We start from the raw sequence: 16,367 nt of genomic DNA on the forward strand, positions 1-16,367 counted from the left end.
CTAGAACTGGATCTCGAAGAACGGCGCGAACGACTCCGGGCCGTGGTCGTGCCCGTGGCCGTTGGCCGACGTCGACACCGGTCCGTCGAACCAGAACCGGCGTCGCCGGTACCGCGGTGGCTCCAGCGGTTCACGCACCCGGGCCCGGCTGTGCGGTGCCTGCCGCACCACCACGTGGGCGTTCGTGCCGCCGAAGCCGAACGAGCTGACCCCGGCCCGGCGCACGCCGTCGCGTCCGGTCCAGTCGCGCAACTCGCGGACCGGGAACAGTGGTGACCTGTCGAACTCGAAGCGCCGGTTGAGCGTCGCGCAGTGCAGGGTGGGCGGCAGCTGCCCGTGGTGCACGGACAGGACCGTCTTGATCAGGCCGGCGATCCCGGCGGCGCTGAGCGTGTGCCCGATGTTGGTCTTCACGCCCCCCACGCCGCAGAACCCGACCTCGTCCGTGGCACCGCGCAACACCTCGGTCAACGCCTTCAACTCCATCGGATCGCCGATCATGGTGCCGGTGCCGTGCGCCTCGACGTAGCCGAGCAGCGCCGGGGACACGCCGGCGACGGCGAGCGCGGACTCGATGACCTCGCGCTGCGCCCGGGGGTTCGGTGTGGTGATGCCCATGGTGCGGCCGTCGTTGTTGACGGCGCTGCCCTCGATGACCGCGTACACCCGATCGCTGTCGCGGATCGCGTCCTCGACCCGCTTGAGCAGCAGGACGCCGACGCCCTCACCGAGGACGATGCCGTCGGCACGCTCGTCGAAGGTGTGGCACCGGCCGGTGGGTGACAGCGCCCCGGCACCGCTCATGCCGACGAACGGCACCTCGTCGAGCAGGATCTCGACGCCGCCGGCGAGCGCCGCGTCGGTTTCGCCGGCCCGCAGGCTCTGCACGGCGAGGTGCACCGCGACCAGCCCGGACGAGCAGGCGCTGTCGACGACCATGGCCGGACCGTGCACGTCCAGGTAGTGCGAGAGATGCGCGGCGATGAAGTTCTGCGCCATGCCGCTGATCGAATGGGTGGTCGCGGCCGCGTGGTGGGCGCCGAAGTTCGCCACCCGGGCACCGGCGAAGACCCCCACCCGGCGGCCGGCCACGTCGGCGGGTGTCAGGCCCGCGTCGGCCATGCACTCGGCTCCGGCCTCGAGGAACTGTCGCACCAGCGGATCGACATGGGCGGCGCCGGCCGGATCGAGGCGGAAGAACTCCGGGTCGAAGTCCTCGATGGCGTCCAGGAACCCGCCCCACTTGCTGACGGTTCTGCCGGGCTGCTGGACCGGGTGCCAGAAGCGGTCGACGTCCCAGCGTGACGGCGGCACCTCGGTCACCGAGTCCACCCCGCCGACGAGGTTGCGCCAGAAGGTGGCGTGGTCGGGGGCGCCGGGGAAGTGTGCGGCGATGCCCACCACGGCGATCCCCCGCACCTGCGGCGTCCTCGGGGCCGGTTGCGTCCCGCGCTCCGGTTGCGGCTCCGTGGGCATCGGCTCCGCCGGCAGTACGCCGTTCAGGGCGGTGCTCAGCTGGGCGATGGTGGGGTTCTCCAGCAGCACCGACGGCTCGACGACCGCCCCGAGGTCGCGCTCCAGGGCGGCGAGCAGTTGGGCGATCATGATGGAGTCCACGCCGAGGTCGGCGAAATCGGCGTCGGGCGGAATCTGCGCGGCGTCCAGGCGCAACGTCGCCGCGAAGACCTCGGTGAGCCGCCGTACAGCGTCGTCGCCGGACCGGATCCCGTGCCCCGCCGGCAGAGCCTGGACGGGAGCGGCGGCCGGCGCGGACGGGGCTGCGGCCGCAGACGGGGTGACCTCCAGGAGGGCACGCGCATCGAACCGGGAGGCGTCCACCACGCACGGCAGCACGACCGGGTCGGGCCCGGCCAGCGCCGCGTCCAGCAGCGCCAGGCCGTCCCGCGGGGGCAGCGCCAGCAGCCCTCGGGCGCGGTAGGTCGGGGTGTCCACCTCCGGCATGCCGGCCGCCTGCCAGCTCGGCCACTGCACCGACCGGAAGACCGGAACACCCGTGCCGGTGGCGGTCCGGTACTCGGCCACCCGGTCCAGCACCGAGTTGGCCAACGCGTAGTCGCTCATCCCGACCGCCAGGGTGGGCACCTGGCCGGCGACCGACGAGTACAGCACCACGAACCGCAGCGGGTCGTCCGCGCACGCGTCGAGCACGGCCTGCAGGCCGGTCGTCTTCGGTTCCAGCACCGCGCGCATGTCGGCGGTGCGCTTGCCGATGAACGCGGGGTCGGTCATCACACCCAGCCCGGCACAGTGCACGAGGCCGGCGATCGGACCCCACTGCCGTCGTACCCGGTCGAGCACCTGCCCGACGCGCTCCAACGGGGTGCTCTCGATCATCAGGTGAACCCCGGGGCGCTCCAGCGCGGTGAGGTCGCGGAGCCGGGCGGCCAGGTCCGGATCGGTGTCCGCAGCGGCGATCAGGGCCGCCCAGGTCTCCCGGGCGGGCAGTGGCGACTGCCCGAGCAGCACCAGCCGGTCCGCGCCCCGCGCGACGAGTTCCGCAGCCAGCAGCCGGCCGAGCGCACCGGTCCCACCGGTGATCACCACCGGCTGCCCGGCCAGCGTGGCCGACCACCGGGCCGGTGCCCCGGAGGCGTCCACGGGCCGCAGCACCGGTGTGTACCGGAGGCCGTCGCGCACGCACGCCTCGGTGACCGGATCGGTCGCCGCCAGCTCCGCGGCGACCACGTCACGCACCACCTCCGGGTCCGTGACATCGATGTCGACGGTACGGGCGGACACGGCGGGGTACTCGGCGGTGAGCATCCGGACCAGCCCCGCGAACGCTGCTCCCCGCAGCGTCGGGTTCTCGACGCCGAAGGTCACCAACCCCCGCGTCAGGTGCAGGTAGGCCAATCCGGTGGTCCGGTTCGCCGCGATCAGCTCCCGGGCCAGCACGATGCGCGCCCAGTCGACGTGCACCTCAGCCACCGCGACCGCGGACAGGTCGACGAGGTCCACCACGACCGTTGCCCGGCCGATCGCGGTGGCGGCCCGTAGGCCGGTCTCCTCGCTGGTGTCGTCCAGACGGACCACCCGCGCGGTCCCCCCGAACGCCGCCAGCGCGAGCGCCTCGGTCTCGGCACTGACCAGGACCACCGGTTCGTCCGGTGCCGACGCGGACGGCAGCGACGCCGGCTCCCACGCCTTGACCAGCAGCCGCCGGGAATCCTCCGACACCGGGTCGGACTCGGTGGGAAGCCAGTGCCGTTCCCGCGCGAACGGGTACGTCGGCATCGAGGTGAGGGCAGGTCGATCGGTGCGCAGCGCGGCCCAGTCGATGGCCGCGCCGTCCTGCCACAGCCGCGCGATCCGCTCGAGCCGCCCCTCGCGGGCCAGCCGCCGCAGATAGCTGACGCCCTCCGGCTCGGTGAGCCAGTCGTGGTCGCCGGCCACGGTACTCGCCGCCAAGTCGCCAGCCAGGAACGCGGCGAGCAGGTCCCGCAACTGCGCCACGGACGTGCAGACCAACGCCAGACGCACCGCCATCGGGACCCGACCCACCTGCGAGGTGTGGGCCAGCGACGACAGGGTGGGCTGCGGGTCCCCCAGGAACGTCCAGGTCGCTCTGGCGTACCGGTGCAGGGCGGCCTCGTCGCGCGCCGACAGCAGGAACACCTCCGGTCCGGTGTCCGTCGGTGACGGCGCGGGCGCGGGCGGCTCCTCCAGCACGACGTGGGCATTGACCCCGCCGAAGCCGAACGAGCTGACTCCGGCGCGCAGCGGCACGGAAGTGCCGTCGGCGTCGCGCGGCTCCCACCGGCGGGTCTGCCGGACCGGCTCGAACGGCGTGCCGGTCAGCTCGATCAGCGGGTTGAGCCGGGAGAGGTGCAGCGTCGGCGGAAGCTGTCGATGCCGCATCGCCAGCACCACCTTGATCACCCCCGCGATGCCCGCGGCGGGTTCCAGGTGCCCGATGTTGCTCTTGACCGTGCCGATGCCGCAGGTGACCGGGGGCCGGACGGCCAGCGTCCGGTGGGCCCGGACCAGGCCGTCGATCTCGACAGGGTCACCGAGTGCGGTGCCGGTGCCGTGCAGCTCGACGTAGGACACCGTCTCGATCGGCACGTCCGCGTCCCGGTACGCCTCGACCAGCAGATCCGCCTGTGCGAGGGGGTTCGGTGAGGTGAGTGACGAGGCGCGGCCACCGTGGTTGACCGCGCTGCCGCGGATGACCGCGTGCACCCGGTCGCCGTCGGCGAGGGCCCGGGACAGCGTCTTGAGGACGACGACGCCGACGCCCTCCCCCTTGACGTACCCGTCGGCCCGCTCGTCGAGCGTCTTGCACCGGCCGTCGGGCGCGAGCACACCGAGCTGGTTGCCGGCGACGACGGTCTGCGGGGACAGCACGAGGCTCACCCCACCGGCGATGGCCAGGTCGCTCTCCCCCGCGCGCAACGAGCGGACGGCGCGGTGCAGGGCGACCAGCGAGCTGGAGCAGGCGGTGTCGATGCTCTCGCTCGGGCCCCGCAGGTCGAGCAGGTACGAGATGCGGTTGGCCAGCATGGTGCGGGCCAGTCCGGTGCCGGCGTGCGCGTTGACGTGCTCGCCGTTGAGCACCATCGACTCGTAGTCGGTGAACTGCACCCCGGCGAAGACGCACACCCGACCACCCGCGAGCCGGTCCGGACGGCATCCCGCGTCCTCCAGCGCAGCCCACGTCTGCTCCAGGAACAGGCGGTGCTGCGGGTCGATGACCTGCGCCTCGGCCGGTGAGATGCGGAAGAACAGCGGGTCGAACAGGTCCACGTCGGTCAGGAAGCCACCCCAGCGGGCGGTGCCGCCGAAGCGACGGGTAACCTCCCGCCAGTCCCACCGGTCGGCGGGCGTCTCGGTGATCAGATCCCGGCCGGCCGCGAGGTGCTGCCAGAAGGAGTCCAGGTCGTCGGCGCCGGGCAGCCGTCCGGCCAGGCCGATGATCGCGACCGGCTCGTGGTCCGCCGACGCCGAGGGGGCGGTCCCGGATACGGGTGCGGGTGCGGGTGCGACGACCGGCTCGGGTACGACCGGCGCGACGGCCGGGGTCGCGGGCATCTCGGCCGCGAGGTGCGCGGCAAGTTTGGTGATGGTGTTGGCGGCGAACAGCGTCGTGGTCGGCACAGTCACGTCGTAGCGGCCGGCCAGCGCCGCGGCCAGGTTCTGCAGGCCGAAGGAGTCCAGGCCGTACTCGCCGAAGCCGGCCTCCGGATCGAGCGTGGACGGGGCGATCCCGAGGATCTCGCCGACCAACCCGCGGACCTGCCCGACCAGCTCCGGCCCGGAAGCGACGTACAGCCCGGAAGCGACGTCCGGCCGTGGTGCGACGTCCGGCCCGGGAGCAGCGGGAACGGCGTACGGGTCGGGAGCAGCGGGAACGGCGTACGGGTCGGTCGACGGCACCGGGTAGCCGTCCTCACGCAGGCGCATCCTGGCCACCAGTTCCCGCATCGCGACCGGCTCACCGGGCAGGACGGCCACCTGGTCACGGTCGAGGCGCAGCACCAGGTCGAGCACCTGCCCGCCCTCTGCCGCCTCCAGGTAGCGGAAGCCGGTGGCGGCCAGGTAGCGGCGCTCGTCCTCGGCGTCCACGTGCATGCCGCCGGCACGCCACATCGGCCAGTCCACCGATACGGTACGACCACGTCGACGTCCGGCGCGGCGCTCCCGTTCCCGCGCGGCGGCGAACCCGTCGAGGTACCGGGCACCGACCGCGTAGTCCAGGAGACCGTAGTCACCGAGCTGCCCGGCCAGCGACGAGTAGAGCACGAACACGTCCAGCGGCTGGTCGCGGGTGACCTCGTCGAGAACCACGGTCCCGGTGAGCCGGGCCCGCAGGTGCGCACGGAACTCGTCGAGGCTCTTGCCGGGCAACGGGGTGCGCGACACGGTGCCGGCCAGGTGGAAGACCCCGTCGAGGGGGCCCCAGGTGGCGGTCACCTCCGCCACGACACGGGCCATGGCGGCGCGGTCGTCGACGGCCGCCTGGTGGTACTCGACGTCGCCGTGGGCACGCAGCTCCGCCAGTGCTCCGCTCCGCTCGGCAGCCGGCGAGCGGCCGGTCAGCGCGACCCGGGCGCCGCGCGAGAGCAGCGTCCGGGTCAGCAGCACGCCGAGGCCGCCCAGACCACCGGTGATCAAATAGACGCCACCGTCGCGCAGCGGCGAGGGCAGGACCGGTCGAGCGGGGATCTCACTGAGCACCCGGACCGTGCGGCCGGTCGCCGACACCCGTACGGCCGGACCCGACAGCCGGTGCGCGGCGATCTCGGCGAGTAGTTCGTCGGTACCGGTGGGGCCCTCGACCCGCACGACGCTGACGTTCGTTCCCGGCAGCGCGGCCCGCAACGACACGTCGAACCCGCCCCACGCCTCGGCGTGGGGACCCTCCGGCACCAGCACCTGGATGCGGGCCGGGGCACGGGTGCCGTGGGCCGTCAGCTCCTTGACGATCCGGAACATCGCCTCGATCCCCAGGTCGTCGCGGCCGGGCGTGAGCAGCGGCCACTGGTGCACGATCCGGGTCGGCAGGTCGGCGAGCAGCCGGGCGTAGTCGTCCTGCGCGCCGGGCCGGATGGTGACCACCGTGCCGTCGTCGCGGTACTCTGCGCCCGCCACGACGTGCACCGCGCCCGGCACCGGCAGGTCACCCAGGACCAGCACCCGGCCCGGGTGCTCCCCGGGTGCCGGGACCGGCTCGTCCCGCCAGGTCGCCGTGAAGTAGCTGATCTGCGGGGCCGTCGTGCCGTCGGTGAACCAGTGCCGTTCCCGCGCGAACGGGTACGTCGGCAGGGACCGCCGACGGGGCCGGTCCAGCCACCGGCGACGCCAGTCCACCCGCGCGCCCCGTACCCAGGCGGCAGCCGTCTCGTCGTCGCCGTGGCCGTCGTACGGGCCACCGCTGCCGCCCCGCTCGACCCGCCCGGTGTGCAGATCGGTGGTGTCACCGGCGAGGAATCGACGCAGTGTGGTGACGGCGTGCTCGGCGGAGTCCGTGACGAACGCCAGCCGCTCGGCGTACGCCCCACGCCCCACCTGCAGGGTGTACGCGGTGCCCGCCAGGTCGTGCGCCCACCGGTCCGGCCGGTCGGCGAAGGCACGCGCGTATGCCCGCAGCCGGTCGCCGTCCCTGGCGGACAGGACGAACACCACCGGTCCCGTCGGCGGGTGCGGCTGCGCGGTCGGGTACTCCTCCAGTACGACGTGGGCGTTGGCTCCGCCGTACCCGAAGGCGCTCACCCCAGCGCGGCGTGGCACTGCCGGCGCGGGCGGCGCCCACTCCCGCAGCCCCGTCGCCAACTCGAACGGGGTGCCCTCCAGACCCAGGTGCGGGTTCTGCCGCGGCCCGTGCGGGTCGCCGGTGATCCGGCCGTGCCGCAGCGACAGCAGGACCCGCAGCACGGCGGCGATTCCCGCCGCCGGTTCGAGATGGCCGATGGTGTTCTTCAGCGCCCCGAGGGCGCAGTGCGGCCGGGCCGGAGCCTCGTGGCCCCAGTCGCGGTAGAGGTCGGCGAACGCCTCGCGCAACCCGTTGGTCTCGGCGGGGTCACCGATGACGGTGCCGGTGCCGTGCGTCTCCAGGTATCCGATCGTCCGCGGGTCGACCGCCGCCTCCCGGTGCGCCTGTCGGATCACCTCGGCCTGGGCACGCGGGTTGGGTGCGGTCAACGAGTTGGCCCGGCCGCCGTGGTTCACCGCGCTGCCACGTAGCACCGCCAGGATGGGGTTGCCGTCGGCCCGCGCCCGGCTGAGCCGGGTGAGTACCACGACGCCGACCCCCTCGCCGCGTACGTAGCCGGCCGCGTCGGCGTCGAACGCCCGACCGACACCGTCCGGGCTGAGCATCCCGGCGCGTTCCAGCGAGGCGAACGTCACCGGGGACAGCATGAGGCTGACACCAGCGACGATGACGGCGCCGCACCGTCCCAGGCGCAGCGCCTCCGCCGCCCGGTGCAGCGCGACGAGCGAACTGGAACAGGCGGTGTCCACCGGTTCACTGGGACCGTGCAGGTCGAGCTGGTAGGAGATGCGGTTGGCCAGCATCGACGGGGCGAGACCGGTCGACGAGTAGGCGTCGGTGGCGGTACCGGAACGCTGGATCAGCTCGGCGTACTCGGAGGAACCGACGCCCACGAAAAGCCCGGTGTCGGTGCCGGCCAGGTCGCCCGGGTCGATGCCGGCGTCCTCCAGCGCAGCCCACACCGTACGCATCAGCAACCGCTGCCGCGGGTCCATCCAGCGGGCTTCCCGGGGGGAGATGCCGAAGAACAGCGGGTCGAACCGGTCGACGTCGGCGATGAAACCGGCCCGGGTCACCCGGGTGTGTTCCGGGTGGCCGGCGGGATCGCCGTGGTGCTCCCGCACGTCCCACCGATCGGCCGGCACGTCGGAGAAGAGGTCTCCGCCACGTTCCAGGTTGGCCCAGAACTCGTCCAGATCGGCGGAGCCCGGCAGCACCCCGGCCATGCCGACGATCACCACCGGATCGTCCGTCTCGGGCCGACCGGACGGATCCGGTGCCGCACGCGGGTCGTCGCGGGTGAGCCACTCGGCCAGGGCCGTGGCGGTCGGGGTGGCCAACAGCTGGTCCGGGCCGACCGGCACCCCGAACGCGGCGGCGACGTCACCGGCCAGCCTCAGCAGCGCCAGCGAGTCGAGCCCGTGATCGTGGAACGACGCATCCGGGTCGAGGTCGGTCACCGGATAGCCGCTGATTCCGCCGACCAGTCGCAGCACGGTGTCCAGCGCGGGGCGGCGCGGGCCGGCCGGCCGGCCCGGCACCGGCGTGGCGGCCGTCGGCTCGGCGGACCGGATCCAGCAGCGGACCCGCTCGAACGGGTACCCGGGCAGCGACAGCGGCTCTGGTCCGCGGCCGGGCACCCCCCGCCAGTCGATCACGTCGCCGGCCACCCAGCGGCGTGCAACGTCGCGCGGGTCCGTGCCCGGCGCGACCGGGGGGCCGGGCTCCGCGGTGACCACACCGGTCCAGCCCGACGGCCGCCCGGCGAGGAAGGAGTCGAGCTGGTCGATCAGCTCGTCCAGCCGATGGGCGACCACGGCGAGCCGGTGTGCCATCGCCTCGCGCCCGGTCTGGAGCGTGTAGGCCAGCCGGTCGAGGTCGAGGTCCGCGGCGGCCGGCAGGGCCGCGGCAAGCTGGCGCAGGGTCGATCCGCTGTGCACCGCCCCGACGTTCAGGGTGCCGTCCCGCCCGGCCAGCCGCATGATCACGGCGGGGTCCAGGCCGAGTTCGTCGAGCGGCTCGTCGACGGCGGTGACCGGCACCCCGGCGGCCGAGGCGATCTCGGACAGGCCAGGTCCGGCCGCCCCGCCGCGCAACCGGTCCAGCATCCGCTCGACGACGCGGCGCAGCGCCTGCGCGTCGCGTGCCGAGAACGGGAAGACGGCCGGCACCGGTACGACGCCGGAGGGTGATCCGGCCCGGTACTGCTCGACCAGGACGTGCGCGTTGGAGCCGCCGGCGCCGAAGGCGCTGACCCCGGCACGCAGTGGCTGCGGGCCGGTCCACGGTGCCACCTCGCGCTGCACGCGGAACGGGACGCCCGCCCAGTCGACGGCCGGGTTGAGGTCCTCGGCGTGCAGTGACGGCGCGAGTTCCCCCACCCGCATCTGCAGCAGCACCTTCGTCAGACCCGCGATGCCCGCCGCGGACTCCAGGTGACCGACGGACGACTTCACCGAGCCGATGGCGATCGATCCGGCGGGGGCGTCGCCGAACACCCGGGTCAGGCCGGCGATCTCGGCGGGATCGCCCAGCGCCGTGCCGGTGCCGTGGGCCTCCACGTACGACACGGCGGCCGGGTCGACACCGGCGGCCCGCAGGGCGCTCGTGACGACCTCGCTCTGGGCGCCCGGGCTGGGGACGGCGTACCCGCCGGTCTTGCCACCGTGGTTGACGGCGCTGCCGAGGATGACCCCGAGGATGCGGTCACCGTCGCGTTCGGCGGCGGCCAGCGGCTTGAGCAGGACCGCGCCGACGCCCTCGCCGGGGACCATGCCGTCGCCGCCGGCTGCGAAGCTGCGGCACCGTCCGGTGTCGCCGGTGAACCCGCCGGCCGCGAGTTGCCGGTACTTGCGCGGATGTGGGGTGAGGTTCACGCCGCCCACCAGCGCGTAGTCCGCGCTCCCGGCGGCCAGTGCCGTACAGGCGAGATGGATGGCGGTCAGGGACGACGAGCACATGGTGTCGACAGCCAGGCTCGGGCCGTGCAGGTCCAGGACGTACGACACCCGGTTGGCGATCGACGCGTAGCCCATTCCCCCGGCCAGCCCGCGCTCGTCCTCCAGAAGCTGGTAGTGGCCGTACATGACGCCGACGTAGACGCCCACGCGGCTGCCCCGGAGCCGGACGTGCGGATATCCGGCGTCCTCCAGGGTGTGCCAGGCGGTCTGCAGGAACAGTCTCTCCTGCGGGTCGGTCAGTTCCGCCTCGCGCATCGACATCTGGAAGAACCGCGGGTCGAACTCGTCGATGTGGTCGAGGAAGCCACCCCACCGGCTGACCGGTCTGCCGTCCACCGCGGAGACCGCCAACGGATCCCAGCGGTCGGTCGGCACCTCGCGGACGCAGTCCCGGCCGGCCCGCAGGTTGGCCCAGAACGCGTCGACGTCGTCGGCGAGCGGGTACCGGCCGGCCATGCCGATCACGGCGATCCGGGTGTCCGTCGTCGGCGTCTGCGTCGGCCGCTCGGCGGGCTCGACCGTCGCCGCCGGCCCGGACGGTGCCGCCGGACCGACCACCGGTACGGGCGGGGGTGCGGCGGGCAGCAGGCCCCTGACGCCCTCCGGGTACCGCTCGACCAGGTGGTCGGCGACCTCGCGGATGGTCGGGTGCTCGAACAGCAGCGTGGCCGGCAGGTCCCCCATCCGTTCGGCGAGCAGGTCGGCGATGCGGGGCACGGTCAACGAGTCGACCCCGAAGTTCTCGTACGTCTCGTCCAGCCACAGCCGGTCGCGGGGTACCTGGAGGACCTGGACGAACGCGTCCTTGACGTACTCGCGGGCGGCCTCGACGAGCCGCTCCGCGTCGCCGGGGCGCGGCGGCGACCCGGTTGCCACCTCGCGGGCTGCCTCGGCCAGCCCCTCCGTCTCGCCGGGGCGCGGCGGCGACACCGCCGGCACGGGCGTCGCCGCGGCCGGGCCGGTCGCCGCGACGACCACGTGCTGGGTGAGTGCCTGGTCGGCGGGGAAGGCCCGGCTGCGGGCGAACCCGGCCAGCTCGAGCGCGGTGCGCCAGCCGGCCCCGGACAGCAGGGGGGATCCGGGCAGGCGCAGGCCGGTGTCGCGGTGCAGCCACCAGCCGTCGAGCAGGCCGAAGGTGAGCGTCGTGGTGACGGCGTTGCTGCTGGCCTCGTTGAGCACCAGTTGTCCACCCGGTTTGAGCAGCGTCGCGACCCCACGCAGGGTGTGCAGCAGATCGGGGGTGGCGTGCAGGACGTTGGCCGCCACCACGAGATCCGCCTCGCCGGGCGGGAATCCCTGCGCGGCCGGGTCGCCGGAGATGTCGAGTCGTTGGAAGCGCACCGTCGGGTAGCGCTCGGCGAACCGCTGCCGGCCGTGTTGCAGGAACGCCGGCGAGATGTCGGTGTACACGTAGGTCAGATCCACGCCGGTGGCGGTCAGGGCGGGCAGCAGGCTCGCGGTGGTGCCACCGGTCCCGGCCCCGATCTCGACGACCGTGACCGGTCCGCCCAGCCGGCCGACCCGGTCCAGCACCGCGGCCACCACGAGTTCGTTGGCACGGTCGACGACGGGGCTGCCCCGGTAGGCGTCCTCCACCAACACGGTGGACCCGCCGGGGAACATCACCTCGGTGGCGCGCACGCTGCCCCTCAGCACCCCGAACAGGTCGCGCATGCAGGGCCTCAGCAGGCGGTCGATGCGGTTCAGTGCCGGCTGGCGCGCGCAGAGTGCGATCAGCTCGTTCTCCGGGTCCACCGGGGCGGACCGGTTCGTGGGGACCAGCGCGGTGCCGTCGTCGTGCAGGAAGCCGGCCGCGGTGAGCACCCGCAGCAGTTCGGCGAAGAGCCGGGACTGCCTGTCAGCGATCCGCAGCCGTCGCTGGACGTCGACGGCGGTCCACCGCTCGCTGTCGCTGCGGAACACGCCCTCGTTGCGGAACAGCTCCCACAGCCAGCCGGTCACGATCCCGTCCAGCGACGCCTGGTCGGCTTCGGTCAGCAGCGGCGCGACCGGTGCCAGGGCAGCCGCCGACGGTGCGAGTTCGTCCTCGCCGGCCGGGTCCCCGGGCCGTTCGACCCCGGCGGCGGTCAGCACACCGGCGTCCGCCTTGATCACCACGACCTGCCGATCGGTGCGACCCAGCACGTCGTGCACCGCGGCCATGCCCTCCGCCGGGGTGATCGACCGGATTCCGGTCCGGGCCAGTCGCTCCCGGTACCGTTCGTCCGCGACGATGCCCACGGTGCCCCAGTAACCCCAGTTGATGACGGCCGAACGGGCGGGCAGGACGCCGTCGAGGTGCTGCGCGAACGCGTCCTCGAACGTCGATCCGGCGGCGTAGTTGGCCTGCCCGGCGCTGCCCGACAGCGCCACCGCGGAGGAGAAGAACAGCACGAAGTCGAGCCCGATGGCGGTGGCGATGGCATGGTGCAGTGCCACCGAGGTCCGCGTCTTGGCGTCAAGAACGGTCCGGAAGGTCTCCTCGGTCATCGTGGCGACGATCTGGTCACGCAGCACGATGGTGGCGTGCACGACCCCGTGCAACGCGCCGTGCCGGGTCCGGACAGCCGTGACCACGTCGGCGAGTGCCGCCGGGTCGGTGGCGTCGGCCCTGCGGTACGACACCAGCTCACCGGCCGGGTCCAGGCGGCGCAGTCGTTCCCGGCGTCCGTCGTCCAGCTCGCTGCGGCCGACCAGCACCACCCTCGCCCGGTAGCCGCGTACCAGCCATTCGGTGAGTTCCAGGCCGATACCTCCGGCGCCGCCGAGGATCAGGTAGACGCCCTCGTGGCGGATCGCCTCGCGGGGCGCCCCGGCGGTGACGGGGACCAGGCTCCGCCGGTGCAGGACACCGGCGCGCAGGGCGTACGGGCCGCCGGCGGGCACGTCGAGGACGTCGGCGGACAGTGGATCGGTCGACGAGCGGTCGACCACCGCCACCCGCCAGCGCGGGTGTTCCCGGGCCAGGGAGAGGGCCAGTCCGTGCAGGCTCGCCGCGTAGGGGTTGCCGACCGGTTCCGGGCCGGTGCTCAGGGCGTCCTCGGTGACCACGGTGAGCCGTACCGGTGCGCCCGACCGCTGTAACGCCTTGGCAACGCGGAACAGGGCCAGGACGCCGTGCTCCTGCGCGCGGTCGAGGGCGGCGAGGTCGTCGGTGCGCCCGGCGGCCGGGCCGGAGAGCACGACCACGTGGCCCGGCCGCCCGGGCGGCACGACGGAACCGTCGGCGCCGATGGCGGTGACCGCACCGCCGAGCCGGGCGGCGAGGACGGCGGCGAGCGGAGCGGCGGCGGGAGGACCGATCACCCAGGTGTCCGGGTCGTCCACGGTCAGGGGCCGGGCCGGAGCCGGGGACCAGCGGGGTACGTACATCAGGTCGTCCACCGCCGGCCCGGCCACGGCGGACCCGGTACGGGACGTCCGCGCCCCGGGAGCCGGGCGCAGCGCCAGGTCACGCAGTCGAACGCAGACGCCGCCGGCCCGGTCGGTCAGGGTCAGGTCGTACCGGTCCGGGCCGACGGCACGGACGTGGGCGTACACCTGGTCCGGTAGTGGCGCGAAAACCTCGGCGGCGGCGAGCGCGAACGGCACCATCGCCGGTCCGTCGGTGGGGTCGCGCAGCACCGCGAACGTGTGCAGTGCACCGTCGACCAGGGCGGGCGGCAGCGCGCAGCCGGCGAACGGGGCGGCCTCGGTGGGCAGGTGCAGGCTGGCCAGCGCCTCCCCGGTGCCCGACACGATCCATTCGACGGCACGCAGGGCGGGGCCGTAGACCAGGCCGGCAGCGGCGAGGTCGGCGTAGACGGCCGCCCCGTCGTGCCGGTGCGGCAGGGCCGTCCGGATCCGCTCGACCGCGACGGGCTCCGGCACGGTGCCGGTCAGTGTCTCGACGCCCCCCTCGGCCACCAGGTCACCGGCGTCGTCGAGCAGGGAGAAGGCCAGGCCGGTGCCGTCGCTGCGCAGCCGGGTCGCGATGCGGCGGGTGGCCTCGGCGACCACGAACGGGCGCAGCCAGCGGACATCGCGCAGGCGGACCGGCACCGGGTGGCCGACGGTCGCGGCGGCCGCCCGGGCCATCTCCAGGACCGCCGCGGCGGGAAGCAGGCGCATGTCGCCGACGCGGTGTCCGTCGATCAGCGGATGCCCGGGTGGGAAGGTGGTTCGGTAGGTCAGCCCGGTCATGCTGCCGGCGGGATCGATCGCGCCCAGCAGCGGGTGCGTGGCCGGGCCGGCCGACGGCGGCGGCGCCCAGGTCTGCTCGGTGATCCAGCAGCGCAGTTCCTCGAACGGGTACCCGGGCAGCGGCAGCCGCCGACCGGTGCCGCCCCAGTCGACGGTCGCGCCGGCGGTCCAGGCCGCCGCCAGGTCCGCCAGGTCCGTGGCGGCCGGAACGACGGCGCGGGAGGCGTTCCGGCCACGGACGCTACCCGTCCACACGCCGTCTCCGGTGCCCGCGCGCAGCCGGCCGACCAGCTCGTCCGCCGTCGAGGCGAGCACCACCATGCGGTCGGCCCATGCCTCGCGTCCCTGTTGCAGGGTGTACGCCACGTCGGCGAGCCGGTCGGCGGGACCGTCGGCCACGGCGTCGGCGAGCCGCCCGGCCAGCAGGCGCAGGCTTTCCGGCGTACGGGCCGACAGCGGGAAGAGCCGGGGGCGCGGCGCGGCGGCCGGAGAGGGCCCGGCGAGGTGTTCCTCGACCACCAGGTGGGCGTTGGCTCCACCCGCGCCGAACGAGCTGATGCCAGCGCGGCGCGGCTGCCCGCCCCGCCGGGGCCAGGGGGCCACCTCGGTCTGCACCCGCAGCGGCGTGGAGGCGAAATCGATGTTCGGGTTCACCGGATCCGCGTGCAACGACGGCACGAGTTCCCCGTGCCGGATCTGTAGGAGCACCTTGCAGAGCCCGGCCATCCCGGAGGCCGACTCGAGATGGCCGATGTTGGACTTCACCGAGCCGATCGGCAGGCTGTCACGGGGCAGACCGGACGCGTCCAGAGCGCGGGCCAGCGCCCGGATCTCCACCGGGTCGCCGAGGGCGGTGCCGGTGCCGTGCGCCTCCAGGTAACCGAGCGAGGCGGCCGTGACCCCGGCCTCGGCCAGTGCCCGCTCCACGAGGTCGCTCTGGGCGACCGGGTTGGGCACGGTGAAACCGTTGGTCCTGCCGCCATGGTTGACGGAGGTGCCAAGGATGACGCCGTGGATGTGGTCGCCGTCCCGGATGGCGGCCGACAGCGGTCTGAGCAGCACCACGCCCACGCCCTCGCCGGGCACGTAGCCGTCACCGTCCGCACCGAAGCTGCGGCACCGGCCGTCGCTGGAGGTGAAGCTGCCCTGGCCGAGGAACCGGTACTTGTAGGGGTGGACGTGCAGGTTGACGCCCCCGGCGAAGGCCATCTCGGCCTCACCGGAGCGCAGGTCGCGGACGGCGAGGTGAATGGCGGTCAGCGAGGAGGAGCACATGGTGTCCACCCCGAGGCTGGGACCGGTCAGGCCCAGGGTGTACGAGACCCGGTTGGCGATGGACGCGTGCGACGACGCGCCGATCCGGCCGTCGGCGGCCTCGTGGAGCTGGTAGAGGCCGTACATGGCGCCGGCGTAGACCCCGACGCGGCGGCCCCGCAGGCCGGCCCGGGTGTGCCCGGCGTTCTCCATGGCGTGCCAGGCGGTCTGGAGGAACAGCCGCTCCTGAGGGTCGATGATCTCCGCCTCTCGCGGGGAGATGCCGAAGAAGAGCGGGTCGAAGCGGTCGATGCCCCGCAGGAAGCTGCCCCACCGGCTGTACCGGGCCGCCCGGTCCGCCGGGGTGGCCTGGTCGTAGTCACGCCAGTCCCAACGGTCCGCCGGGATCTCGGTGATCAGGTCGCGGCCGGCCCGCAGGTTCGCCCAGAACTCGTCGAGGGTGTCGGATTCGGCGAACCTGGCCGCGACGCCGACGATCGCGATGGGCTCCGGCTGCGGGGATCCGGGTCCGGCGTGGTCGGGTGGCGGGGCTGTCACCGCGGCCGGGACCGCCGGCGGCTCCGGTGCCGGGTGTGTCGTCGGGACGAGTTCGGTCAGGCGGGTGCCGTGCTGCTCGGCGAACCAGCCGGCGAGTCCGCGCAGGTCCTGGTACTCGAAGAAGAGGGTCTTCGGCAACGATCCGAAGTGGTCCTCGAGCCGCCGGGTCAGGTCCATGA

Annotated in this window: 1 protein-coding gene (only partly in view); it reads right to left on the reverse strand. The window is 73.9% G+C overall.

Going from position 1 to position 16,367, the window contains the following annotated elements; all coding sequences use genetic code 11:
* Positions 1-16,367: the 3' portion of an L-histidine N(alpha)-methyltransferase gene (locus ACQP1S_RS20515; protein ID WP_432897931.1), read on the reverse strand. The gene runs 2,569 nt beyond the window's last position; only the last 16,367 of its 18,936 coding nucleotides appear in the window; the start codon falls outside the window, past its right edge — the gene reads right to left on this strand; the stop codon is at positions 1-3.

This window comes from Micromonospora matsumotoense, from assembly GCF_050951065.1.
Lineage (GTDB): Bacteria > Actinomycetota > Actinomycetes > Mycobacteriales > Micromonosporaceae > Micromonospora > Micromonospora matsumotoensis.